Annotated in this window: 22 protein-coding genes; 12 read left to right on the top strand and 10 right to left on the bottom strand. The window is 46.6% G+C overall.

Going from position 1 to position 23,586, the window contains the following annotated elements; all coding sequences use genetic code 11:
* Positions 1 to 316: 316 nt before the first annotated feature.
* The 6 genes from B5F78_RS01725 to B5F78_RS01745 all read left to right on the top strand — a co-directional run bounded on the left by B5F78_RS01725 (position 317) and on the right by B5F78_RS01745 (position 7,522).
* Positions 317 to 4,672, top strand: coding sequence for a cobaltochelatase subunit CobN (locus tag B5F78_RS01725; protein WP_087405795.1), 4,356 nt, complete (start codon positions 317 to 319; stop codon positions 4,670 to 4,672).
* A gap of 1 nt (position 4,673) precedes the next feature.
* Complete coding sequence (locus B5F78_RS01730; protein WP_087247513.1) at positions 4,674 to 5,384, top strand: hypothetical protein; 711 nt, start codon at positions 4,674 to 4,676, stop codon at positions 5,382 to 5,384.
* 31 nt (positions 5,385 to 5,415) lie between these two features.
* The gene (locus B5F78_RS01735; RefSeq protein WP_087405796.1) at positions 5,416 to 6,009 is read left to right on the top strand and encodes a MotA/TolQ/ExbB proton channel family protein; all 594 of its coding nucleotides are present in this window, start codon (positions 5,416 to 5,418) and stop codon (positions 6,007 to 6,009) included.
* Complete coding sequence (locus B5F78_RS01740; protein WP_022039822.1) at positions 6,006 to 6,350, top strand: DUF2149 domain-containing protein; 345 nt, start codon at positions 6,006 to 6,008, stop codon at positions 6,348 to 6,350. The genes B5F78_RS01735 and B5F78_RS01740 overlap by 4 nt, the downstream gene beginning before the upstream one ends.
* 219 nt (positions 6,351 to 6,569) lie before the next feature.
* Positions 6,570 to 6,878: a hypothetical protein gene (locus B5F78_RS16720; protein ID WP_162608465.1), complete on the top strand. Its 309-nt coding sequence runs from the start codon at positions 6,570 to 6,572 to the stop codon at positions 6,876 to 6,878.
* Positions 6,875 to 7,522, top strand: a complete 648-nt coding sequence (locus tag B5F78_RS01745; RefSeq protein WP_087247512.1) for an HAD family hydrolase — start codon at positions 6,875 to 6,877, stop codon at positions 7,520 to 7,522. Before B5F78_RS16720 ends, B5F78_RS01745 begins: the two co-directional genes overlap by 4 nt.
* Positions 7,523 to 7,603: 81 nt before the next feature.
* On the opposite strand, the gene rpmA is transcribed toward B5F78_RS01745, so the two are convergent.
* Together rpmA and rplU are read right to left on the bottom strand one after the other, a co-directional pair.
* Positions 7,604 to 7,870, bottom strand: a complete 267-nt coding sequence (rpmA, locus tag B5F78_RS01750) for a 50S ribosomal protein L27 (RefSeq protein ID WP_022038691.1) — start codon at positions 7,868 to 7,870, stop codon at positions 7,604 to 7,606.
* A 21-nt stretch (positions 7,871 to 7,891) separates the two neighbouring features.
* Positions 7,892 to 8,209, bottom strand: coding sequence for a 50S ribosomal protein L21 (rplU, locus tag B5F78_RS01755; protein WP_087247510.1), 318 nt, complete (start codon positions 8,207 to 8,209; stop codon positions 7,892 to 7,894).
* Between the two features lie 249 nt (positions 8,210 to 8,458).
* Here rplU and B5F78_RS17025 point away from each other — a divergent pair, with 249 nt between their 5' ends.
* Positions 8,459 to 8,689 carry a hypothetical protein gene (locus B5F78_RS17025; protein WP_140406846.1) on the top strand — a complete coding sequence of 77 codons (231 nt, stop codon included), beginning with the start codon at positions 8,459 to 8,461 and terminating at the stop codon, positions 8,687 to 8,689.
* Here the strand turns inward: B5F78_RS17025 and B5F78_RS01760 are convergent.
* The 5 genes from B5F78_RS01760 to B5F78_RS01780 form a co-directional block, all read right to left on the bottom strand.
* Positions 8,625 to 9,773 (bottom strand): M50 family metallopeptidase, encoded by a 1,149-nt coding sequence (locus B5F78_RS01760; RefSeq protein WP_087396828.1) that lies wholly within the window; start codon positions 9,771 to 9,773, stop codon positions 8,625 to 8,627. The genes B5F78_RS17025 and B5F78_RS01760 overlap by 65 nt on opposite strands.
* A 112-nt stretch (positions 9,774 to 9,885) precedes the next feature.
* Positions 9,886 to 11,673 (bottom strand): 30S ribosomal protein S1, encoded by a 1,788-nt coding sequence (gene rpsA / locus B5F78_RS01765; protein ID WP_087405797.1) that lies wholly within the window; start codon positions 11,671 to 11,673, stop codon positions 9,886 to 9,888.
* A 112-nt stretch (positions 11,674 to 11,785) separates the two neighbouring features.
* Positions 11,786 to 12,490 (bottom strand): SIMPL domain-containing protein, encoded by a 705-nt coding sequence (locus B5F78_RS01770; protein WP_022041339.1) that lies wholly within the window; start codon positions 12,488 to 12,490, stop codon positions 11,786 to 11,788.
* A gap of 127 nt (positions 12,491 to 12,617) precedes the next feature.
* Positions 12,618 to 13,169, bottom strand: coding sequence for a GNAT family N-acetyltransferase (locus tag B5F78_RS01775; protein WP_022041338.1), 552 nt, complete (start codon positions 13,167 to 13,169; stop codon positions 12,618 to 12,620).
* 164 nt (positions 13,170 to 13,333) lie between these two features.
* Positions 13,334 to 14,623 carry a M64 family metallopeptidase gene (locus B5F78_RS01780; RefSeq protein WP_087405798.1) on the bottom strand — a complete coding sequence of 430 codons (1,290 nt, stop codon included), beginning with the start codon at positions 14,621 to 14,623 and terminating at the stop codon, positions 13,334 to 13,336.
* Positions 14,624 to 14,754: 131 nt separating this feature from the next.
* Here B5F78_RS01780 and B5F78_RS01785 point away from each other — a divergent pair, with 131 nt between their 5' ends.
* Complete coding sequence (locus B5F78_RS01785; protein ID WP_022041336.1) at positions 14,755 to 15,231, top strand: Lrp/AsnC family transcriptional regulator; 477 nt, start codon at positions 14,755 to 14,757, stop codon at positions 15,229 to 15,231.
* A gap of 50 nt (positions 15,232 to 15,281) precedes the next feature.
* Here the strand turns inward: B5F78_RS01785 and B5F78_RS01790 are convergent, their stop codons facing one another.
* The 3 genes from B5F78_RS01790 to B5F78_RS01800 are packed head-to-tail and all read right to left on the bottom strand — an operon-like array spanning position 15,282 to position 17,044.
* The gene (locus B5F78_RS01790; RefSeq protein ID WP_087405799.1) at positions 15,282 to 15,563 is read right to left on the bottom strand and encodes a DUF4834 family protein; all 282 of its coding nucleotides are present in this window, start codon (positions 15,561 to 15,563) and stop codon (positions 15,282 to 15,284) included.
* A gap of 58 nt (positions 15,564 to 15,621) precedes the next feature.
* Positions 15,622 to 16,329, bottom strand: a complete 708-nt coding sequence (gene pssA / locus B5F78_RS01795) for a CDP-diacylglycerol--serine O-phosphatidyltransferase (RefSeq protein ID WP_087247504.1) — start codon at positions 16,327 to 16,329, stop codon at positions 15,622 to 15,624.
* Between the two features lie 25 nt (positions 16,330 to 16,354).
* Entirely contained in the window at positions 16,355 to 17,044 is a 690-nt protein-coding gene (locus B5F78_RS01800; RefSeq protein ID WP_022041333.1) for a phosphatidylserine decarboxylase family protein, read from the bottom strand.
* 195 nt (positions 17,045 to 17,239) lie between these two features.
* On the opposite strand from B5F78_RS01800, the gene dnaE reads away from it, so the two are divergent.
* From dnaE to B5F78_RS01820, 4 genes are all read left to right on the top strand, one after another.
* Positions 17,240 to 21,037 (top strand): DNA polymerase III subunit alpha, encoded by a 3,798-nt coding sequence (gene dnaE / locus B5F78_RS01805; RefSeq protein WP_087247502.1) that lies wholly within the window; start codon positions 17,240 to 17,242, stop codon positions 21,035 to 21,037.
* A 44-nt stretch (positions 21,038 to 21,081) separates the two neighbouring features.
* Positions 21,082 to 21,399 (top strand): thioredoxin, encoded by a 318-nt coding sequence (trxA, locus tag B5F78_RS01810; protein ID WP_022041331.1) that lies wholly within the window; start codon positions 21,082 to 21,084, stop codon positions 21,397 to 21,399.
* 171 nt (positions 21,400 to 21,570) lie between these two features.
* Positions 21,571 to 21,906 (top strand): hypothetical protein, encoded by a 336-nt coding sequence (locus B5F78_RS01815; RefSeq protein ID WP_022041330.1) that lies wholly within the window; start codon positions 21,571 to 21,573, stop codon positions 21,904 to 21,906.
* Between the two features lie 171 nt (positions 21,907 to 22,077).
* On the top strand, positions 22,078 to 23,577 hold the full coding sequence (locus tag B5F78_RS01820) for a S41 family peptidase (protein ID WP_087405800.1): 1,500 nt from the start codon (positions 22,078 to 22,080) through the stop codon (positions 23,575 to 23,577).
* The last annotated feature ends 9 nt before the right edge of the window (positions 23,578 to 23,586 follow it).

Here is a 23,586-nt window from a genome sequence, read left to right on the forward strand (position 1 = left end):
TTGCAACACTTGCAAAATCAGTTTTAGAGGTCTAAAATCCATTTTGCAGACGTGCAAAGTCCGAAACTGAGGTCTAAAACACATTTTGCAAGTGTCCGAAGGCCTGCGGCGACCCCTCGCCGCACATTTTCCACCTCTCCGAAGGGCGGAGACAGACAGGATAAAACCTCTCGCCACAGAGTAAAAACACAGATTTTTGCGGATTAACGCAGATTAAAACAGATAATCAAAATGAGAATCTGCGAAAATCTGTGTCAATCTGCGTTTCTGAACAGACAAATTATAGTTTCAACATCTACTTAAAAACAAATGAGCAATGAAAAAGAAAAGAATGATTGTGTTGGGTAGCCTCCTCGTAGCCGCCCTCCTGCTGTTCGCCGTATGGAACAGCTGGTTCAGCGCCACGAAGATAGGCTTCATCAACTACCAGGCCATTACCTTGGGCGAAATTTCGAAAGCCAATGACAACCCGTTCATCCGCCTCGCCGAAATCGGCACCGACGAACTGGACAAGCTGGACGGTTGCGACATGGTTTTCATCAACGCGATGGGCATCCGCATCACCGAAGAGCAGCGCGCCCTTATCCAAAAAGCCGCCGACAGAGGGCTTCCCGTCCTCTCGACAGCGGTCACCAACCCTGCTAACGACATCTGCTCGCTCGACTCCGCCACCGCCGCTCCCCTACGTGCCTATCTGGCTGGCGGCGGAAGGCGCAACTACCGCAGCATGCTGGAATATGTGCGCGGCACGGTGGACGGCAAGCTGATTTCCACCCGTGAGCCGGAACCTGTGCAGGAAGCGGCAAACGAAATGCTGTACCACATCGACCCCTCCCACCCCGATGGCGAGGCAAAAGGCTTCAACACCGTAGCCGGATACAACCAATTTCTGAAAGAGCACGACCTGTGGAAAGACGGTGCGCCACGCATCATCATCACCGGACAGATGGGCGAACCCACCGACCTCATCCGCCGGCTGGAAGAGACGGGCAACGTGGTCTATCCCGTGCGCCGCATGAAGAGCTTCATCACCCGCCACCAGATAGACTCGGTGCGTCCCTCTGCCGTCATCAACATGGCACACGGGCGCATGGGCGACTACATCACCGACTACCTGACCCGGCAGAACATCCCCCTCTTCGCCCCGCTGAACGTGAACACGCTGGTGGAAGACTGGGAAAACGACCCGATGGGGATGAACGGCGGATTCCTCTCGCAAAGCGTGGTGACACCCGAGATTGACGGAGCCATCCGCCCTTTCGCGCTCTTCGGCCACTATACCGACAAGGATGGGCTGCAACATGCGTCCGCCATCCCCGAACGGCTGGAGACCTTTGTGCAGACCGTGAACAATTACATCGCCCTGCAACGCAAGCCCAACGCCGAAAAGCGTATTGCCATCGTCTATTATAAAGGACCGGGACAGAACGCCCTGACCGCTTCGGGCATGGAGGTAGTGCCCTCGCTCTACAACCTGCTGGTGCGCCTGCGCCAGGAAGGATACCGGGTAGACGGGATGCCGGAGAGCAGCGAAGCCCTCGGACGGCTCATCCAAGAGCGCGGCACCGTGTTCAGCACCTACGCCGAAGGAGCTTCCGACCGGTTTATGCGCGAAGGACATCCGCAACTGATTACGAAAGACGAATACGAAAACTGGGTGAAGCAAAGCATCCGCCCCGAACAGTATGCCCAAGTGACAGAGGCGAACGGAGAGTTTCCGGGCGAATACATGGCAACGGCGGACGGCAAGCTGGGCATCGCCCGCCTGCAGTTCGGCAATGTCGTTCTGCTTCCCCAACCGGCGGCAGGAGCGGGCAGCAACTCGTTCCAGATAGTGCACGGCACCGATGCCGCACCTCCTCATAGCTACATCGCCCCCTACTTATGGGTGCAATACGGATTCAAGGCAGATGCGCTGATTCACTTCGGCACCCACGGAAGCCTGGAATTCACTCCGCGCAAGCAGGTGGCGCTGAGCAGCAAAGACTGGCCCGACCGCCTCGTAGGCGCCCTGCCCCATTTCTACATCTATACCATCGGCAATGTGGGCGAAGGGGTCATCGCCAAACGCCGCTCGTATGCCGGGCTGCAATCGTACCTCACGCCTCCGTTTATGGAAAGCAACGTGCGCGGCACCTACCGCGAACTGAGTGAAGCCGTAAAGAACTACAACAACCTGCTGGAAGAAAACGTTCCCGACCGTTCCGCCCTCGACCGGGCATCGCTGAAGGTGAAAGCCCTGACCGTCAAGCTGGGCATCCACCGCGACCTGGGGCTGGACAGCCTGCTGACCCGTCCTTACACCGAAGACGAAGTGGCACGTGTCGAAAATTTCGCCGAAGAGCTTGCCAACGAAAAGATAACAGGGCAGCTATACACGATGGGCGTGCCCTACGAACAGGCACGTATCGAATCGAGCGTATACGCCATGGCTACCGAACCCATAGCCTATAGCCTGCTGGCACTGGACAAGCTGAACGGGAAAACCGGTCCGCAGACCGAGAAGCACCGCAGCCGGTTCACTCGCCTGTACCTCACTCCGGCACGCACGCTGGTTGCCCGCCTGCTTGCCAATCCCTCGCTTGCCACCGATGAACTGGTATGCCGCACCACCGGCATCACGCAAGCCCAGCTGGACGAAGCACGCGAGATAGAAGCCTCGCGCCAGCGTCCCGAAGGCATGCTGTCGATGATGATGCAGGCAGCCGAAGAGATGCAGGAAAAACCCGCCTCAATGCCTGTCCGACATCCGTCGGGCATCAGCGCAAAGATGCACGAGCAAATGAAAAAAGCCGGACAAGGCATGGATCCCGACAAGGCACTGGCAATGGCAAAGAAAATGGGTGCCGACTCCGCCTCGCTCCACAAAATGGAAGAAGCGATGAAGCGTCACGTCACTTCCTCCCAACCTGCCGGAGGAGGCATGGCGGCAATGATGAAGCAGATGATGCAGCGCAAAGAATACACCAAGGAACAAATCGCCCGCGCCACGGCAATCATGGAAGTGGAACGTGCCGTCAAGAACGTGAACCGCTATCGCACCGCCCTGCTGGAAAGCCCCGCCAAGGAACTGGAAAGCATGATGAACGCCCTTGCCGGAGGCTATACGCAGCCTTCGCCCGGAGGCGACCCGATAGCCAATCCCAACACCTTGCCCACCGGACGCAACCTCTATGCCATCAATGCCGAAGCCACTCCGTCTGAAGCAGCATGGGAAAAAGGCATCCGCCTGGCGAACAACACCATCGAGATGTACAAGAGCCGCCACCACGACTCCATCCCGCGCAAGGTGAGCTATACGTTATGGAGCAGCGAATTCATCGAGACCGAAGGAGCTACCGTGGCACAAATCCTGTACATGCTGGGCGTAGAACCCATCCGCGATGCTTTCGGGCGTGTAAACGACATCCGGCTGATTCCGTCAAAAGAATTGGGCCGTCCGCGCATCGATGTGGTAGTGCAGACCAGCGGACAATTGCGCGACTTAGCGGCATCCCGCCTCTTCTTGATTAACCGTGCCGTAGAAATGGCTGCGGCAGCCAAAGACGATATGTACGAAAACCAGGTAGCTGCAGGAATCGTCGAAACCGAACGTGCCCTGATAGAGAAAGGGCTTACACCGAAAGATGCCCGCGAAATGTCGGCATACCGTGTATTCGGAGGCGTAAACGGCGGATACGGCACCGGCATCCAAGGAATGGTAGAAGCCGGAGACCGGTGGGAAAATGAAAAAGAGATAGCCGGCACCTACCTGCACAATATGGGAGCTTATTACGGAAGCGAAAAGAACTGGGAAGCCTTCCGCCAATATGCGTTCGAAGCCGCCTTGACCCGTACCGATGCCGTCGTACAGCCCCGCCAAAGCAACACATGGGGTGCGCTGAGCCTCGACCACGTGTACGAGTTCATGGGAGGCATGAACCTGGCGGTGCGCAACGTCACCGGAAAAGACCCCGATGCCTATCTGAGCGATTACCGCAACCGCAACAACGTACGGATGCAGGAAGTGAAAGAAGCTATCGGAGTAGAGAGCCGCATCACCATCCTCAATCCCGCCTACATCCGCGAAAAGATGAAAGGCGATGCCGGAGCGGCAAGCTCTATCGCCGAAATCGTGCAGAACACCTACGGCTGGAACGTAATGAAGCCCCAGGCCATCGACCAGCAGTTATGGAACGACATCTACGACGTGTATGTCAAGGATAAATACCATCTCGGCACACAGGACTATTTTGAAGGCAAAAATCCTGCCGCCCTGCAGAACATGACCGCCGTGATGCTGGAAACCGCCCGCAAAGGATACTGGAAAGCATCGCCCCAGCAGTTGAAAGCCGTGGCAGAACTGCACACCGGACTGGTTGCCAAATACGGCACTTCGGGAGGAGGATTCGCCGACAACAACGCCAAACTGCAAGACTACATCGCCGCAAACGTCAGTGCCCCGCAAGCAGCAGGTTACAAACAACGCATAGACGGGATGAAAGAAGCTGCCCTTGCCGACGGAACCGTACAGAAAGGCATGACTCTCAAGAAGAGCACCGTAAACGCTTCCAGTCAGCCCGAAGAGGAAACCAACAAGCTGAGCAGCACCGTAGTAATCAGTGTTGTACTTGCCGCCTTCATCATCCTGCTGATGATACTGAAAAGAAAACGTTCACAAAACCATAAATAAAATGGAACAAATCATTCTCATCCTGATGCTGTTCATCGCCATAAACTGCGCTTTCAAGCTCAGTCTGTGGCGGTGGTGGCAGGCAGGCATCTATAGCCTGATTGTGGCGGCATTCACCGTGCTGGCATATCCGTATGCCATCCTGCAATCGAAAACACAGATAGCCGACTACCTGCAGAACACCGAAGCCCTGCAGAACATGGCGGTCATCATCACCCTTGAGTCCGCCCTCTGCTTCGGGTTCTGCGTCACCTACCTGCGCGGGCTTTACGGAAAGAAGAATCCCTGGTGGGCAAAGCTGCTGTGGTGGTACCCCAGCCTGCTCTTGTTCCCCGTGGTGTTCTATTGCCTCACCGAAGCCATTTTTACCTTTGTAGGAACCGCATTCAGCACAACCGCTTACATCGTGGCGGCTTTGATGCTAATGGGCATTCCGGCATTGGCAAAGGCAGTAACATACTTCGTTCCGGAAAAAGACCTGCGGCTGGAAATCCATTTCCTCATCAGCCTCTTCGTCTGCATCCTCGGACTGCTCACCACCGTAAACGGCAAGACGGTCTATGCCGCCGCAGACGAACCGGTCAACTGGAACGCGGTTATTCTCGCCCTTTCGCTCTTCGTTATCCTATTCATCGTAGGTTATGTATGGAGCCAAATCAAGTATCCACTTATCCAGCGATGGAAAGAACGGAAAATGAAAAAACGTTATTAACTATTCACTATTAATTATTAATTCAAGAATAATGGAATTTATCTCTAAAATGCTTTTCTGGGTAGCCAACAGCCTGTTGATACCCGATGTAATTATCCTGCTTTTCCTCTTCGTGCGTGCACTTATCCTTATCGGAGGCACCTACAACATGTACATCACCAAACGTAAAAACGACCAAGCATTCGATCATCTTATCAAAGAAGGCAACATAGAAGCCCTGAAGCAGGCATTGCCCGACAAAGACAATTCGCTCTACGTCTGCTACCTGCGCGACATACTCAGCCGTCCCGTCAACGAAGACTATGCCGACTTTACCCTCTCCAAGTTCGAGGTGGAAGCCGAGAAAGACGTTGCACTCTCCAAGATGCTCTCCAAGTTAGGACCCGTATTGGGACTGATTGGCACCCTGATTGCCATGAGCCCTGCATTGGTCGGACTCTCAACAGGCGACATTGCCGGCATGGCATACAACATGCAAGTGGTATTTGCCACCACCGTAGTGGGTTTGGTAGTCAGTGCCGTAGGGCTGGTTTCGATGCAATTCAAGCAACGCTGGTATGCCAAGTGCGTCAACAACCTCGACTATGTGTCGCGCCTGTTGATTGAGAAAGGAGGGCAAGTATGAGCAGACGTAACCGCCGTGTCAGCTTCTTCAAGAAAGAAGAAGACACCGACCCGTTGAGTGTAGTGGTCAACCTCTTCGACGTAGCAATGGTATTCGCAGTCTCCCTGATGGTAGCGATGGTGATGCACATGAACATGACCGAAGTGTTCACCGACAAAGACTTCACCATCGTAAAGAATCCCGGCAAAGACAACATGGAAATCATCACCAAGGAAGGCAAGCAAATCAACCGTTACACGCCCAGTCAGGACCAGTCGTCCAGCGGCAAGCGAGGCAAGAAAGTGGGCATCGCCTACGAACTGGAAAACGGTGAAATCATCTACGTGCCCGAAGGGGAATGACAAATGTCCGCCATTAGCCTATTCGGTTGAATTGAAAACGCAGTAGTACTGCATCTGCCTACGGATATATACTTCATCGGCAGATGCAGTATATATTCAACCGTGGATGCAGTATATATTCAACAGCAGATGCAGTATATATTCATTTTTAGGAATATGTCCTTGATTACACCAGACAAGGCAGCACTGTTAAGAAACTGTTTTTGAATTTATCGTGCGATGATTTGGGATGAGTTTTTGAGGCATTTCCGCTTGTGTGATGAGGAAGATAGCGGGCTATCTGACGAAGAACAGAAGCGGAAAGGACCAAAAAATCGCCCAAAGCACACACGAAAACGAATACATCAAAACGAGAAAAACTTTTTGGAGAAATTCAAAACAGTTTCTAAATTTTACCGGTGCAAATCTGTGCTCCATCAGTGTGCTGTATGCTATTCGTTATCCGTCTGTGTGCCGTATTTTAGGAAAATCGGGCAATTTCACGTATCTTTGCGGCACAATTCACCAAACATATATCCAGACAAATGAAAACATACCAGACTTATCTTTTCGATTTCGACTATACATTGGCAGATTCGTCGAAAGGCATCGTGATGTGTTACCGCAACGTGCTCGAACGCCATCATCATACCGGCATCAGTGATGAAGCCATCAAGCGGACCATTGGCAAAACGCTGGTGGAATCGTTCTCCCTCCTCAGCGGAATCACCGATGCCGATACCCTGGAAGCCTACCGGAAGGAATACGTAAAGGAAGCGGACAAGTATATGACGGCAAACACCCGCCTCTTCCCCGAAACCTCACACGTGCTGGCAACGCTGAAAGCACGCGGAGCGAAACTGGGCATCATCTCCACCAAATACCGTTACCGCATCATGGAACTGTTGGGACATGCGCTTCCCGAAAGCACGGTCGACCTCATCGTAGGTGGAGAAGACGTGCAGACTCCTAAGCCTTCGCCCGAAGGCGTATTCATCGCCCTCGAAAAGCTACAAACAGAAAAAACGGATGTCCTGTACGTAGGCGACAGCACTGTAGATGCGGAAACTGCCCGGGCGGCAGGAATAGACTTTGCAGGCGTGCTTCACGGAACAACCACCCGGGAAGAGCTTGCCGCCTATCCGCATACCGGCATTATGAACGACCTTACAGCATTGCTGAAAAACGAATAACACGTTCTACGTCCATCTGGCATAAAAAAGAGGCTTTCAATGAAAGCCTCTTTTTCTACCTAAATACGTTTTCGGATTTGATTATGCTTCAGCCGCAGCAGGAACTACCGATACATAACTCTTGTCTTTACGACCTCTCTTGAAGCATACGGTTCCATCTACCAATGCGTAAAGTGTATGGTCGCTTCCCATACCTACATTTTCGCCGGGGTTATGAACTGTACCTCTCTGACGAACAATGATGTTACCAGCTTTACAAGCTGAACCGCCGAATATCTTTACGCCTAATCTCTTACTTGCCGATTCACGACCGTTCTTAGAACTACCTACACCTTTTTTATGTGCCATTTTCTTCTACGTTTTTAATGATTAAGCAATAACTTGTTTAATGGTCAATTCAGTAAACTGTTGACGATGACCGTTCAGTTTTCTGTAGCCTTTTCTTCTCTTCTTGTGGAATACCAGCACTTTATCGCCTTTTACCAGCGGAGAAACTACTTCGCAAACCACTTTGGCTCCTTCTACGGTAGGAGCACCCACTTTTACTTCACCGTTGTTGTCTACCAACAAAACTTTGTCAAATTCAACAGTTGCACCGCTTTCTGCGTTTTGAATGTGCTGAACAAAGAGTTTCTTTCCTTCTTCTACTTTGAACTGCTGACCGTTAATTTCTACAATTACGTACATTTTTTTATTACTGTTAAACGGGTTTTCTCCGCAAGGTGAACCGCTCTCTCCGGTTGCTTCTTTACCTCCACGGACTAAATCGGCTGCAAAGATATAGCTTTAAATCCATATAACCAACTTTTTATGCAGCATTTTCACGCAGAGTTTGTTTAAATTTTCCAATTTTCCGATAAGCAGTATGATATCAGGTCTATATTAAGCAAAATTTAAACGACAGGCTTTCAGAAGCTGTTTTGAATTTATCGTGCGATGATTTGGGATGAGTTTTTGAGGCATTTTCGCTTCTGTGATGAGGAAGATAGCGGGCTATCTGACGAAGAACAGGAGCGAAAAGGACCAAAAAATCGCCCAAAGCACACACGAAAACAGATACATCAAGCCAAGAAAAACTTTTTGGAGAAATTCAAAACAGCTTCTAAGCCTCCTGCGCCAGCAAGACTTCCATCAAGGCAATATCCATATTCACCTCCCCTTGCATGAGGTATTTCTCACGAAGGTTCACGACGCTGCGGTATATAGTTTCGGCCTTTTCCCTGTCGTGTTCCTGATACAAAGCCAGTGCGAAAAGTTGACGCTGTTTCGAAGAACTGACACGACTATATAGGTGAATATAACGCAGCAATTTATCAGTCGCAAGTTCACCGGCACGTTCCATCCTCCCAGTTACCAAAGCTGTAAAAAGCAGCTCAGCATCCGTTTCTTGTTGCAAAATACCTATCAGTTCGGAGCTATGGCTCTTGACATCTTCCAAAAGACGATAAGCGTCCTCCCACTCTTCCCGATCTAGCAGGCGGGACACGTTCATCAGTCCGATTGTCGCTTGCAGAATGTCTTTGTAATCTATCGTTGCCGCATCTTGCTTGAACCATTCTTCGGGCATATCTTTCGGACGCATCCCTTCTTGTATCAGCGCATTTATACGAAGTTGCAATATCAGAGCATGCTTCGTTGCCGGATTATGTCTCAGCAAACGCAATGTATAAGCATCGTTCCCTATTCCACCCAGCTTCATCGGAACACCATTTGTCACTCCCAAAAACAATCCGATTATTACCCAAAACACCAGAAAAACCGATAACATGAAAGGCAAATCCTCCATCCACAATAAAAATCCCAAAGCCACAAGGGCAGTCAAAATGTTCATCATTACACCACCCATGTTATATCCGCATACCGGAATCTCTTCCTCAGGCCTATCAGGCGGAGCCAACAAGCATTGCCCTCCGGTACCTGCCACACTGAAACGTTTCAAGACCCATTTACCATCCTTGCGTATCCACGTGAAATTAAAGATACGGAACGACACGAAACGATACCCCGAAGCCAATCCGCATATCAGGTGTCCTGCCTCGTGCAAAGTAACCTGCAAGAATAGGGTTATCAGAAAAAAGCATATAAACAAGAGTGGGAAACCAATAACTTCTGCTATATGCAGTCTGAAGAGTTTCCCGAAAAATGCAGCCAAGGTCATATCGGTAAACAGGGCTATACCTGCTCCACTTACCATCACCCCCAATAAAATTCCTATAAGGAACATGCCTACCAGTTTCAATGCCTGTTTCATAGATATAAAGATTATTTTTCTGGAGCAAAAATAACACATTTTCCAAGAACTTCAGCCAATAAAAAAGGGACATACCCAAAAGCATATCCCTTTTTCTGATATAAAGAAGAAATTATTTATTGTTCTTTCCTTCCAACTGTTCCTTCAATGCTGCCAAAGCATCGATATCACCCAAAGTAGTAGAAGCAGCCTGGTTCTGAATCATCGGAGTTTCTTCCTTCTTAGCTACACGCTTAGCTTTCTTTTCTGCCTTTTCTTCTGCTTTCTGAGCATCTTCGAAGATACGGCTGTGAGACAAGATAATGCGTTTAGCGTCCTTATTGAATTCGATGACCTTGAACGGAAGCTTTTCATCGAGCTGAGCTTGAGATCCGTCTTCTTTTACCAGGTGTTTCGGAGTTGCGAAACCTTCTACACCGTAAGGCAATGCGATAACGGCACCCTTATCCAGCATTTCGATGATGCGTCCTTCGTGTACCGAACCTACTGTAAATACGGTTTCGAATACATCCCACGGATTTTCTTCCAATTGCTTGTGACCCAAGCTCAGGCGACGGTTTTCCTTGTCGATTTCCAGAACTACTACATCGATGTCTGCACCGATCTGAGTGAATTCTGACGGATGTTTGATTTTCTTCGTCCAAGACAGGTCAGAGATGTGAATCAGTCCGTCTACACCTTCTTCGATTTCTACGAATACGCCGAAGTTGGTGAAGTTGCGTACCTTAGCCGTGTGCTTAGAGCCTACGGGGTATTTCTCTTCAATCGTTTCCCATGGATCCGGTTTCAGCTGCTTGATACCCAAAGACATCTTGCGTTCGTCGCGGTCGAGTGTCAGGATAACGGCTTCGATTTCATCGCCTACCTTCATGAAGTCCTGAGCCGAACGCAAGTGTTGCGACCAAGACATTTCTGATACGTGAATCAGTCCTTCTACGCCCGGAGCGATTTCAACGAATGCTCCGTAATCAGCCATAACGACAACTTTGCCTTTCACATGGTCGCCTACCTTCAAGTTCGGATCGAGGCTGTCCCATGGATGCGGAGTCAGTTGCTTCAAGCCCAAAGCGATGCGTTTCTTTTCGTCATCGAAGTCGAGGATAACTACATTCAGTTTCTGATCCAACTGAACGACTTCATGCGGATCGCTTACACGGCCCCACGACAAGTCGGTGATGTGGATCAAACCGTCTACGCCGCCCAAGTCGATGAATACGCCGTAAGAAGTGATATTCTTGACAGTACCTTCCAGTACCTGGCCTTTTTCGAGCTTGCTGATGATTTCTTTCTTCTGTTGTTCCAGTTCGGCTTCGATAAGCGCCTTGTGCGAAACAACCACATTCTTGAATTCCTGATTGATTTTTACAACCTTGAATTCCATCGTCTTGCCTACGAACACATCGTAGTCGCGGATAGGTTTCACATCGATTTGCGAACCCGGCAAGAATGCTTCGATGCCGAATACGTCTACAATCATACCGCCTTTCGTACGGCACTTGATGTAACCCTTGATAATTTCTTCGTTTTCGAGTGCTGCATTGACACGGTCCCAAGAGCGTGTAGCACGCGCTTTCTTGTGCGACAAGATCAGCTGGCCTTTCTTGTCTTCCTGGTTTTCGATGTACACTTCTACAGTGTCGCCCACCTTCAGGTCGGGATTGTAGCGGAATTCGCTCAGCGGGATGATACCGTCTGACTTGTAGCCGATGTTCACTACAACCTCACGTTTGTTCATTGCGATTACGGTACCGTCAACCACCTCATGGTCGCCTACCTTGTTCAAGGTGTTGTCATAAGCCTTTTCTTGTTCTTCTTTGCTTATGCTTGATGCTGACTCACCGCTCTCATAAGCATCCCAATTGAAATCTTCAATGGGCTTTACGTCTTTTAAGTTTTCCATTAAGTTTAAATAATTGTTTTGTAAATAACTAATTGTGTTAGACTTTATATTGATCTAAATCGGGTGCAAAGGTATAACAAATTCCTGAAAGTGAAAACTTTTAACCGTTTTTTTAATCCTCCAGCGAATATTCTATTGTCGTAACCACCCGCACTTTCTTTATATAAGGAGTATTGGCATCGCGGTCGCTGATGCTGAACTGCCCCTGACTGGCATGTCTGATCTTGCCCAGTTCGCTTTCTGAATCTTTGGCAAACTTTTCGGCTGCCTCACGGGCATTCTTGGTAGCTTCTTCTATCATGCCCGGCTTGATTTTGTTCAGACTGGTATATTCGTATGACACATTATACCGATAGTCGCCTCCCGTGATGGCAATCCCACGTTTCAGTAATTCTCCCTGTTCACTGATAAGCTTACGCACCAGGTCCACCTTCATCGAAGTAACGGTGATAACCGAAGTCACATTATAACGGTACGGTGTATCATTATTATTACTATACCGTTCCGCCTTCAGGTCGATGATTTCAGGAGCATTGACACTGATTTCCGTTTCGGCAAGTCCTTTTTCCTTCAGAAATTCCAAAATCGTCTGGTTCGAGCGTTTGATGTCATCATACAATGCTCCCAAGTCATTCCCCAAGCTCTTGTATACCAGAGGCCACGTCACCTTGTCGGCTGGAACCTCCATTTCGGCTAGTCCTTTCACGTTTACACTGCGGTCTTTTTGAGCAAATTCGCTAAATCCGTTTTTAATAAACACTCCCAACAAAAGCATACCTACAGCCAGTATAATGGCTTCCATTCTCCAGTTTTTCATACTCTTTCCTTTTAATTAAACGTTTGGTCTCTATACTGATTAAGAACAAGCAAGATACTAATAAATATGCAATATTCAAGTATCTTGCCTGTTAAATAAAACAATCAGAAGAAGAGAAATGTTCGCCCTACACCTTTACTCCGTACACATTCCGATAAATTTCGTCACGTATCTGCGGATAATATGAGTCTATCTCGTCGGCACCTGCATACATCAAGTAAAGCGGCAACCCTTTTCCTCCTGCCCGATAAGGGGGCTGATAATAATCCTGCATACATAAGCTAAAGCCGCAACGTTGGTAGAAACCGATACGACGCCGACTCATCTCGTCATCAGGTCTTTCCACTTCCAAGACAATGACACTCCCTGCAAACTGCATCTTCAGTGCCTCCATAACCTGACGCCCATAACCACGGTTACGAATCTGGGGCGAAGTGGCAAGATGCTCGGCGTAATAAAAACCGTCCAGTTTCCATACGGTAATCACACCGATAAGTTCTTCTTTTCCGTTCTCATCCTTATCAGTCAGCAGATAACAATGAAACCGTTCGTTATAGTCCGTGTTCCAGCGTTGCCCCTCATCGTCACGGCGTTCTTCTTCGGGAAAAGACAGATGCAGCAATTTTTCTACAAAAGGGTAATGAGGATGCTGGGTGTTAATACGTGTAAAAACAAGCATAAGATTTTAAGTTTGTGAGTTTATAAGTTTGTGAGTTTATAAGTTTGTGAGTTTTTAAGTTTGTGAGTTTATAAGTTTGTGAGTTTTTTACATCATGCGCGGTATATCTCTACTATGATGACATCCACAAATACACAATGCCACGAAACGTGTGATTGTCCTCTTTATTCAGTATAAAAACGGATCAGACGTTCGAGTGCCCGTTCGCATACCGGACAGAAACAGGGAGCTTCGTTGATTTTCATCCGGCACTCAGTGGTAGGACGGTAAATGCCTTTTTTCGTATATCCGGCACCTTCGTAAACACCTACCTTGGTATAAATCTTTGCCGGATCGGTTTCCACCGGTGTAGGCACCGGAATACCTTCAGGCACCAGGTCTTTCCATTTGCTTCCGAAATCGACCAAGGTCGTGATATTAGGCTCCCACGGTTCTACCTCATAGGGATAAAGCGGACTGGGAGCCTCATCGTAGGCATACTCATCGGCAAGCCCTCCAAAACTATGCCCGAACTCATGCACCACCACGGGCTTGAACATAGCGTGATGAGCCGTCGTAAGCAAATAGGCGTTATAGATACCTCCGCCTCCATAGGTATCGGTATTGGCTAATATAATAATGTGTTCGTAAGGGATGCCGGCAAGCCAGTTATGCATTGCCTTCACCGAACGGGTCGTCAAGTAGCGGTCGGAATAAAAAGTATCGAAGTGCGAACTGACTGCCGTATTCTTCCACTCGTTCTTCCGAGGAATGCTGACCCCACTATCTTGTGAAACCGATTCTACCGCGACAACATTGAATTTATGTTTCAGCCGCTTGAATGGCTCGTGAGAAAAAATAGCCTCGCAAGCGTCTTGCGCATCCTTATAAAAAAGCTCCATCTCATCCGATGTATAGCCTTCGGCAAGGATAGCGATATCGATACACGCATCCGAAGCTCCATTCTGAAGCAAATAACGGTGTGGCGTGATTTGAGAAGTACCTCTCTGGTGGATAAGAATGTCTTCCGGATTGACTTCATGCTTCAGCACGGCACAAGGCTGATGCCGGACATCCTTCAGACGGACGGTCACAATAGCCGGATATTTAGGATATGGCAACAAGAAGGTATTCTCAAAACCACGTGTAAGCAGCTGTGCCTCTTTCTCACCCAGCCATTCCTGAAACAAACTGGAAAAGGAAGTACGGTAAATCACTTTGCCACTCGCCTTGTCAACCATCGTGATATCTCCATTCCCTTCCAAGGGAAGACGATCGAGCGCATGTCTCCTTCCCGCCCATCCGGGAAGCGAAACCAATTCATCAAGGCTGATGACCTGCTTGCTGGCATCTCCATTGAACAAATAATCAACACGAAGTGTTTTGTCGATGAAATAGTCATCGAAACTTTGGGCCTCTGCTCCATTCCACCAAAAGAGCAAAGCCAAGAGTGTAAACATAATTCTTTTTCTCATGACGCATCTGTTTTTAGTACGCAAAGATAAGACTATCTGGCAAATTCATGCTAAAAACTTGAGAAAAGTTAGTCACATATAGGCATTTGAAAGAAAAATCATTATATTTGTATCAAACTAAAATAAAATAAATGGGACATCATCAATTAGACAAATTAGACGAACAGATTCTGCGATTAATAGCAGATAATGCACGTATTCCGTTCTTAGAGGTCGCCCGAGCTTGCAATGTATCGGGTGCAGCCATTCATCAGCGCATTCAAAAGCTGACCAATCTAGGTATCCTGAAAGGTTCCGAGTTTATTATAGATCCAGAAAAAATAGGTTACGAAACATGTGCCTATATCGGTCTGTATCTGAAAGACCCTGAACAATTCGATTCAGTAACGGAAGCGTTGAAACTCATTCCCGAAGTTGTGGAATGCCACTTTACAACCGGACAATATGATTTGTTTATTAAGATTTATGCAAAAAACAACCACCATCTCCTTAACATCATCCATGACAAGCTACAGCCTTTAGGGCTTTCGCGCTCGGAAACCATCATCTCGTTCCGCGAAGCCATCAAACGGCAAATGCCTATTCAGGATCTGGTAGAAGAAGAATAAAATGAAAAATGAAGAATGAAGAATTCTCCTCCGCAGGTATTCTTCATTCTTCATTTATCTTTGATTTCCTCAAAATCAATGTATTCCCCCTCATCGCTATCAAAAACCTTCTTACGGCGCCGGGAATCCTTATCCGAATATTGCGATTCGTCATCACGACGTGTATCTTCTGCATAGGTCGTACGTTGCCGATAAGTGTCTTCGGCAGTACCGCTCCGTGTCATCTTACGTCCAAATCCGAATATCGTGCGGACAATTTTAGACAATAATACCAGCCCGATAATCAAGATTACCAGAACGAAGAAAAACAAAAATCCTAAAATATGAAACATAAGCTATTGGCTTTTGGTTTGTTTTTATCGTACAACAACCGTGCCACCGATTGTCTCTTTATGATTTTTTACGGAAAAGCAAAGACAAGATAACATACCAGATGATAACAGCTGCAAAACCACTCCACTGGAAAATCAAGAATAAAGGTATGCAGCCAATCAAAAAGATATAACTCACCTTATTATGCTGCCATGACAAATCTTTAAACTTAAGTGAAAACATCGGCAATTCAGCTACCAGCAGAAGTGACATTACCACAACCAGTACAAACAAATACACGGCATTAAAATGAGGCGAAGTAAGAAAGGCATGCTCGCCTGTCACCAGCGAACCCCAGAACAAAGCATTGGCAGGAGTAGGCATACCGATAAACGAACTGGCCTGCCGTGTATCAATATTGAATTTAGCCAAACGTAGCCCCGAGAATACAGCAACCAGAAATGCCGTATAAGGCAATACCGGACGCAGGCTCTGGATAAAATCGGGATAATGCACCTCCTGAAACAAGGCAAAAGCAATAGCTGCAGGCGCCAGACCGAAAGTAATATCATCGGCCAGCGAATCCAATTCTTTACCGATAGGAGACGAGACATGCAGTAAACGTGCCACCATACCATCGAAAAAGTCAAAAGCCGCACCGATGATAATGAAAACAAACGCCCATACATAATTGCCCTGAAAAGCCATGCATGAGGCAATGCAACCCGAAAACAAGTTGCAACAAGTCAGTGTATTCGGAATGTTCCGAATCATTGCATTGGCCATTTCTGTTCCTCCTTCCTTTAATTCTTTATTTCAGTTTGGCGATAACCGTCTGATTACCGACCGTTTTCTGCCCCATCCGCACACAAATTTCTGTACCTAAAGGCAGATAGACATCCACCCGGGAACCAAACTTGATGAATCCCATATGCTCGTCTATATAACATTCTTCTCCCACTTCAGCATACGTAACGATACGTCGCGCCACAGCTCCTGCTATCTGGCGTGCCATGACCGTATGTCCTTCAGGTGTTTCAATCACAATGGTCGAGCGTTCGTTTTCGGTACTTGCCTTCGGAAGCCATGCTTTCATAAACCGTCCTTTCTGATGGGAAACATGCTTCACGGTTCCATCTACAGGATACCAGTTGGCATGTACATTAGTGATACTCATAAAAATAGAAACCATCAGCCGGCGGTCGTGAAAATATTCATGCTCGTCCACCTCTTCTACCACCACCACCTTTCCATCGGCAGGTGCAACGACAATTTTCTCCGTATCCTTATTGAAAAGACGTATCGGACAACGGAAAAAGTTGACCATCATCGAATACAAAAAAAGACTGGCTAAAGCCACGATATAAAAAGGCCATTTACACTCCAGCCCCCAATAAAGAGCTATATTTATAATAAGGAGTATGATGGCAGCGCTCACCAAGATATGGGTTCCTTCCTGATGCAGCCTAATCTTCTTTATCTTTTTTCTTATCTTATTCATACTTGAAACAATAGGTCACACTTTTATTTATCGTGCAAAAATAAAGTTAATTTATCTACCCTGCAAATAAACAACGTTCAGAATTGTGACTTTCTTTCTTTTTTTCATAAAATTCTGCCTTCTTTACAACTTTGTCTTTTGATTCTTCGCATAAACTCGGTATCTTTGGGCTGATTTTACCATATAAACTGAATTATGCAGGATTTTGTTCATTTACATGTTCACACTCAATATTCTATTCTGGACGGGCAAGCATCCATTACCCGCCTGGTAGACAAAGCCATCGGAAATGGTATGAAAGGTATTGCCATTACTGACCATGGTGATATGTTCGGTATCAAAGAGTTTTTCAATTATGTAAATAAGAAAAACGGAGCCACAAACGGAGAAATAAAAGACTTGAAGAAGAAAATAGCCGGACTGGAAAGCGGAAAGACAGAATCGGAAAACGTAGAAGCCGATTTGGCAACCTGCCGCGAACAACTGGAAGCTGCCCAAAAAAGATTGTTCAAACCAATTATCGGATGCGAAATGTATGTCGCACGCAACCGGCTGAGCGATAAAAACGGTAAACCCGACCAAAGTGGTTATCACCTGATTGTACTTGCCAAAAACCTGCAAGGTTATCACAACCTTATCAAACTGGTATCGAAAGCCTGGACAGAAGGATTCTATATGCGCCCCCGCACCGACCGGGCAGAACTTGAAAAATATCATGAAGGACTGATTGTTTGTTCTGCCTGTCTGGGAGGAGAAGTACCACGACGCATCACTGCAGGACAGTTTGCCGAAGCAGAAGAAGCTATACAATGGTACAAGAATCTGTTTGGCGATGATTATTATCTGGAGTTGCAACGCCATAAAGCTACTGTGCCACGCGCCAATCACGAAGTCTATAAATTGCAGGAAACGGTCAACAAGAAACTTATCGAGTATGCAAAAAAATACGATATCAAGCTGGTCTGCACCAACGACGTACATTTTGTTGACGAAGAAAATGCTGAAGCACACGACCGGTTGATATGCCTGAGCACAGGCAAAGACCTGGACGACCCTAAACGCATGCTTTACACCAAACAAGAGTGGATGAAGACGCGCGAAGAGATGAACGCCATCTTCAGCGATGTGCCCGAAGCACTGGCCAACACCTGTGAAGTATGCGATAAGGTTGAATTTTATTCAATAGACCATGCTCCGATTATGCCGACTTTTGCCATTCCGGAAGATTTCGGCACAGAAGAAGAGTATCGTAAAAAATATACTGAAAAAGACCTGTTCGACGAATTCACGCAAGACGAAAACGGGAACATTGTCATGAGTGAAGCCGATGCCAAAGCAAAAATAGACCGACTGGGAGGTTACGAAAAATTATACCGTATCAAACTGGAAGCAGACTATCTGGCAAAACTTGCTTACGAAGGTGCCCGCCGACGCTACGGTGATGAGCTGAGCGAAGAAGTAAAGGAACGTATCAAATTCGAACTGCACATCATGAAAACCATGGGTTTCCCCGGATACTTTCTGATTGTGCAAGACTTCATTTCGGCCGCACGTAATCTGCTGGATGTTTCCGTAGGACCCGGACGTGGTTCAGCGGCAGGTTCGGCTGTAGCATACTGTCTGGGCATTACACAGATTGACCCTATTAAATATGACTTGCTGTTTGAACGTTTCTTAAATCCTGACCGAATCTCATTGCCTGATATTGACGTCGATTTTGACGATGATGGTCGAGGACGCGTTTTAAACTGGGTAACAGAAAAATACGGACAAGAGAAAGTAGCACATATCATCACTTATGGAACCATGGCTACCAAACTTGCCATCAAAGATGTTGCACGAGTGCAAAAGCTTCCTCTTTCCGAGTCTGACAGGCTATGTAAACTGATACCCGACAAGATTCCAGACAAAAAACTGAATCTCCCGAATGCCATTGCTTATGTCCCCGAACTGCAGGAGGCAGAGGTTTCTCCGAACCCAATCCTGCGTGACACAATCAAATATGCAAAGATGCTGGAAGGCAATGTACGCAATACAGGGGTACATGCATGTGGTACAATCATCTGCCGCGATGACATCACCGACTGGGTGCCAGTAAGTACAGCTGATGATAAAGAAACCGGCGAGAAGATGCTGGTGACTCAATACGAAGGGTCTGTTATCGAAGAAACAGGACTAATCAAGATGGACTTCTTAGGTCTGAAAACCCTGTCTATCATCAAAGAAGCCCTTGAAAACATCCGTCACAGCAAGGGAATACAACTGAATATAGACGAAATTCCGATTGACGACCCTGCTACCTATAAATTATATAGCGACGGACGGACCATCGGTACATTCCAGTTCGAGTCCGCCGGTATGCAGAAATATCTCCGTGAACTTCAGCCTTCCACTTTTGAAGACTTGATTGCCATGAATGCCCTGTATCGTCCGGGACCGATGGACTATATTCCAGACTTCATCGACCGGAAACACGGACGGAAGCCAATAGAATATGACATTCCTATCATGGAAAAGTACCTGAAAGATACTTATGGCATTACAGTATACCAGGAGCAGGTGATGCTGCTCTCACGCCTGCTTGCTGATTTTACACGAGGCGAATCGGATGCCCTGCGTAAAGCGATGGGAAAGAAATTGCGTGACAAGCTGGATCACATGAAACCCAAATTTATCGAAGGGGGAAAGAAAAACGGACACGACCCGAAAACCCTTGAAAAGATTTGGGCTGACTGGGAGAAATTCGCTTCGTATGCATTCAACAAATCGCACGCTACATGCTACTCGTGGGTAGCCTACCAGACAGCTTATCTGAAAGCCAATTATCCGTCTGAATACATGGCAGCAACCATGAGCCGGAACATTTCAAATATCACCGAAATTACCAAACTGATGGATGAATGTAAGGCTACAGGCATCAATGTACTGGGACCGGATGTAAATGAAAGTAACCTGAAATTCTCGGTAAACTACCACGGAGACATCCGGTTCGGACTAGGTGCCATCAAAGGAGTAGGCGAATCAGCTGTACAAAGCATTTTGTCAGAACGGGAAAAAAACGGACCGTTCAAAAACATCTTCGATTTCGTGCAACGTGTCAACCTGTCGGCTTGCAACCGCAAAAACATTGAAAACCTGGCATTGGCAGGCGGATTTGATAGCTTTACAGGTATCAAACGTGAAGATTTCTTTATGAAAAACGCCAAAGAAGAAACGTTCACCGAAGTACTGGTACGTTATGGTAACCGGTACCAGCTGGACAAAGCAGCTACGGCCAATTCTCTGTTTGGTGGTACCGAAGAAATAGAAATAGCAACTCCGGAAATCATTTCCGCACCGACATGGAGCGATTTGGAACGCTTGAATAAAGAACGTGAACTGGTAGGTATCTACCTTTCCGCCCATCCGCTTGACGAATATGCTGTCATACTGGAAGATGTATGCAATACGCACATGATACAACTGGCAGACCTGACACCACTGCAAAATCATGACCTGACCATGGGAGGTATCGTTACTGGTGTACGCGAAGGATATACCCGTACAGGAAAACCCTATGGCATAGCCAAAATAGAAGACTACTCAGGAACAGGTGAATTTGCATTTTTCGGCAACGAATGGGTAGATAAAAAGAACTTTTTTGTAGAAGGTATGTTCCTTTATCTAAAAGGTAAATGCCAGCCCAAGCAATGGAAACCTGACGAATGGGAAATAAAAGTCAACACCATTGAACTGCTACCAGACGTAAAAGACCGGCTGATAGAAAAACTGACCGTAACAGCTCCACTGTCTGCTATCAATGACGAAATGATTATGGAATTGGGGTCTATGGTAAAAGACAGTCCGGGAAATACCGAATTATACTTCTTCATCCGCGATGAAGACGGACAAATGTTTGTCAACTTGCTTTCACGCACATTGAAGATTGAAGTACATAAAAACCTAGTAAATTATTTAAAAACCCAACCTTTGTTGGACTATAAAATAAATTAGTATATATTTGCGTAGATATTTTGATAACAATAAACATTTGAATTATGGCACTGACAATTAAAGATGACAATTTTGATGCAATCGTAGCAGAAGGAAAACCGGTAGTATTGGACTTTTGGGCAACATGGTGTGGACCTTGCCGCCAGATTGCCCCGTATATTGAAGAACTGGCCGAAGAATACAAAGACAGTGTAAACATCGGTAAATGTGATGTGGACGAAAATTCAGACCTGCCCGGACAGTTTGGAGTTCGTAATATTCCAACCGTACTTTTCATCAAAGATGGTAAAGTCGTTGACAAACAAGTAGGAGCTACTACAAAAGCCGCTCTGAAAGAAAAAGTAGAAGCTTTGTTGAAGTAATTTCTTCAAAAGTAAATATCATTAATCTTAAATATGAGTATCCGCAATCTGCCCCATTCTGAAACAAAGGCTAAAGTTGTATTTATCCTACAAAAGATACAAGGCTAATACCAAATAGCACCTGACAGATTGACAAAATGCGGATATTCATTCTAAAAAAAGAACTGAACTATGGGAATGGATGACAATTTCTTGTTGGAAGATGAAGACGATGAAAAGACCATCGCATTCATCAAGAATTATTTGCCGCAAGATTTAAAAGGCAAATTCTCGGATGACGAACTGTATTATATGCTCGACTTGATAGTAGATTACTATACAACCAGCGGCTGTTTGGATGCTCAACCCGATGAAGAAGGATACATCAACATCGACCAGGATGAAATTGTAAACTACATAGTCGGTGAAGCCAAGAAAGACGGAATGGGTCCTTTCGACCCAGATGATGTATTTTTCGTGGTGCAAGGCGAAATGGAATACGGCAACTCATTGGGAGAAGTAGAATAAACACTTATCCCTTACCTCTTATAAATCCACAAAGACATACACCAATGTCTTTGTGGATTTTTTATTCACCATTCACTTTATTTCCTACAAAATGTTGCTCGTTCTGCTTTTTTTGTTACTTTTGCACAATTAGTTCAATATTAGGACAACATTAAACACACAAAAGACTGTATGAAAAAAGCACTTTTAAAAATCCTTTTTCTGCTGGCAGGGAGCTGTATATGGACAGCCTGCTCTGATGATACGCCCGACCAGACACCAGAAACGACAACAATAAGCAATGAAATCTATTATGCCAACAAATTAGGCAAAGACATCTTGAGTACATATTATTATTGGAATAAAAATATCAACGATGACCTGGAAGCATGGAATATCGAAACCAATGAAGACCCTATTGAAACTGTAGATAAAATCAGATACCACGAAGGCGACAAGTATATCGACAAATGGACCATGATGACCGATGATATGGATGCGTTTACCAGCAGCGTAGGCGGTGTGTCCACAACATTCGGATGGAACCTGACCGTTTACCTGGTGTCTGACGACAACCAATGTATCGGTGTAATCAATTATGTATCAGCAGGAAGCCCTGCAGAAAAAGCCGGACTGAAACGGGGAGACATCCTTTTATGGATAAACGGACAAAACATTACAACAGACAATTATCAAGAACTTTATTACGCTTCCTCGCTGACCGTTGCACTTGCAGAAATAGATTGGGAAAGCTATTCGATTACCGCTTCGGGCAAAGAAGTAGAACTGACAGCCACAACCCTGTATGAAAATCCGATATTATGCGATACGGTCTACGAATTCAACGGCAAAAAAGTGGGCTACCTGGCTTATGCCAGTTTCGACCTGATTGCTATCCCTGAACTGGTAGAAATCGGCAAGAAATTCAAAAGCGAAAACATTTCCGAACTGATACTTGACCTGAGATATAATGGCGGAGGATATGTCATAACCGAAAACGTCCTGGCATCAATGTTTGCCCCACAAGCTGATGTAGAAGCGAAAAAAATATTCGAAAAAGAAACTTACAATGATTATCTGACAGAAATATACCGCCAAGAAGGCATCAGCCTGGAAACACGCTTCACCACAGAATATAACTATGATGATATTAACCTGCACATTAGTACCAAAGACGCCAACATCGGGTTAAAGAAAATATACGGAATCATTTCTTCCGGTACAGCCTCAGCATCCGAAGCTCTGCTAAGCGGACTAATGCCTTATATGGACATAGAACTGATAGGTACGGCTTCACATGGCAAGTATTGTACCGGATTGATGCTAAGTGGTGAAGATACATACCAACGCTGTCAGGAAGAAATCAAAAATTGGGGCGTATATGTTATGATCAGCATCTACCAGAATGCCAATGGAGAAACTCCCTGTATGCCCGACGGACTACAACCCGATGTAACGGTAGAAGACAATCCGATGCTTCCTTACCAGCTAGGCGATGTAAACGAACCTTTGCTGCAAGCAGCATTACTCCGTGCCGGACGTAAATACGAAAACCTCTCAACAAGAAGCCACAGCCAACTTCCTTTGTATCCAAGTTTGCCTATGCCTCAAAAAGCCACATTCGGAAAACGAATTCTTCTTCCTCCGGCGGCTATAAAACATTCCGACACGATAATGCCCGATATACAATAAGCAGACATC

The organism is Bacteroides sp. An279, from assembly GCF_002159615.1.
In the GTDB taxonomy this organism is placed as follows: Bacteria; Bacteroidota; Bacteroidia; order Bacteroidales; family Bacteroidaceae; genus Phocaeicola; species Phocaeicola intestinalis.

Coding starts and splice junctions, on each gene's coding strand:
- B5F78_RS01725 (WP_087405795.1), top strand. CDS start 317: ATGAAAAAGAAAAGAATGATTGTGTTGGGTAGCCTCCTCGTAGCCGCC.
- B5F78_RS01730 (WP_087247513.1), top strand. CDS start 4,674: ATGGAACAAATCATTCTCATCCTGATGCTGTTCATCGCCATAAACTGC.
- B5F78_RS01735 (WP_087405796.1), top strand. CDS start 5,416: ATGGAATTTATCTCTAAAATGCTTTTCTGGGTAGCCAACAGCCTGTTG.
- B5F78_RS01740 (WP_022039822.1), top strand. CDS start 6,006: ATGAGCAGACGTAACCGCCGTGTCAGCTTCTTCAAGAAAGAAGAAGAC.
- B5F78_RS16720 (WP_162608465.1), top strand. CDS start 6,570: ATGATTTGGGATGAGTTTTTGAGGCATTTCCGCTTGTGTGATGAGGAA.
- B5F78_RS01745 (WP_087247512.1), top strand. CDS start 6,875: ATGAAAACATACCAGACTTATCTTTTCGATTTCGACTATACATTGGCA.
- rpmA (WP_022038691.1), bottom strand. CDS start 7,870: ATGGCACATAAAAAAGGTGTAGGTAGTTCTAAGAACGGTCGTGAATCG.
- rplU (WP_087247510.1), bottom strand. CDS start 8,209: ATGTACGTAATTGTAGAAATTAACGGTCAGCAGTTCAAAGTAGAAGAA.
- B5F78_RS17025 (WP_140406846.1), top strand. CDS start 8,459: ATGATTTGGGATGAGTTTTTGAGGCATTTTCGCTTCTGTGATGAGGAA.
- B5F78_RS01760 (WP_087396828.1), bottom strand. CDS start 9,773: ATGAAACAGGCATTGAAACTGGTAGGCATGTTCCTTATAGGAATTTTA.
- rpsA (WP_087405797.1), bottom strand. CDS start 11,673: ATGGAAAACTTAAAAGACGTAAAGCCCATTGAAGATTTCAATTGGGAT.
- B5F78_RS01770 (WP_022041339.1), bottom strand. CDS start 12,490: ATGAAAAACTGGAGAATGGAAGCCATTATACTGGCTGTAGGTATGCTT.
- B5F78_RS01775 (WP_022041338.1), bottom strand. CDS start 13,169: ATGCTTGTTTTTACACGTATTAACACCCAGCATCCTCATTACCCTTTT.
- B5F78_RS01780 (WP_087405798.1), bottom strand. CDS start 14,623: ATGAGAAAAAGAATTATGTTTACACTCTTGGCTTTGCTCTTTTGGTGG.
- B5F78_RS01785 (WP_022041336.1), top strand. CDS start 14,755: ATGGGACATCATCAATTAGACAAATTAGACGAACAGATTCTGCGATTA.
- B5F78_RS01790 (WP_087405799.1), bottom strand. CDS start 15,563: ATGTTTCATATTTTAGGATTTTTGTTTTTCTTCGTTCTGGTAATCTTG.
- pssA (WP_087247504.1), bottom strand. CDS start 16,329: ATGGCCAATGCAATGATTCGGAACATTCCGAATACACTGACTTGTTGC.
- B5F78_RS01800 (WP_022041333.1), bottom strand. CDS start 17,044: ATGAATAAGATAAGAAAAAAGATAAAGAAGATTAGGCTGCATCAGGAA.
- dnaE (WP_087247502.1), top strand. CDS start 17,240: ATGCAGGATTTTGTTCATTTACATGTTCACACTCAATATTCTATTCTG.
- trxA (WP_022041331.1), top strand. CDS start 21,082: ATGGCACTGACAATTAAAGATGACAATTTTGATGCAATCGTAGCAGAA.
- B5F78_RS01815 (WP_022041330.1), top strand. CDS start 21,571: ATGGGAATGGATGACAATTTCTTGTTGGAAGATGAAGACGATGAAAAG.
- B5F78_RS01820 (WP_087405800.1), top strand. CDS start 22,078: ATGAAAAAAGCACTTTTAAAAATCCTTTTTCTGCTGGCAGGGAGCTGT.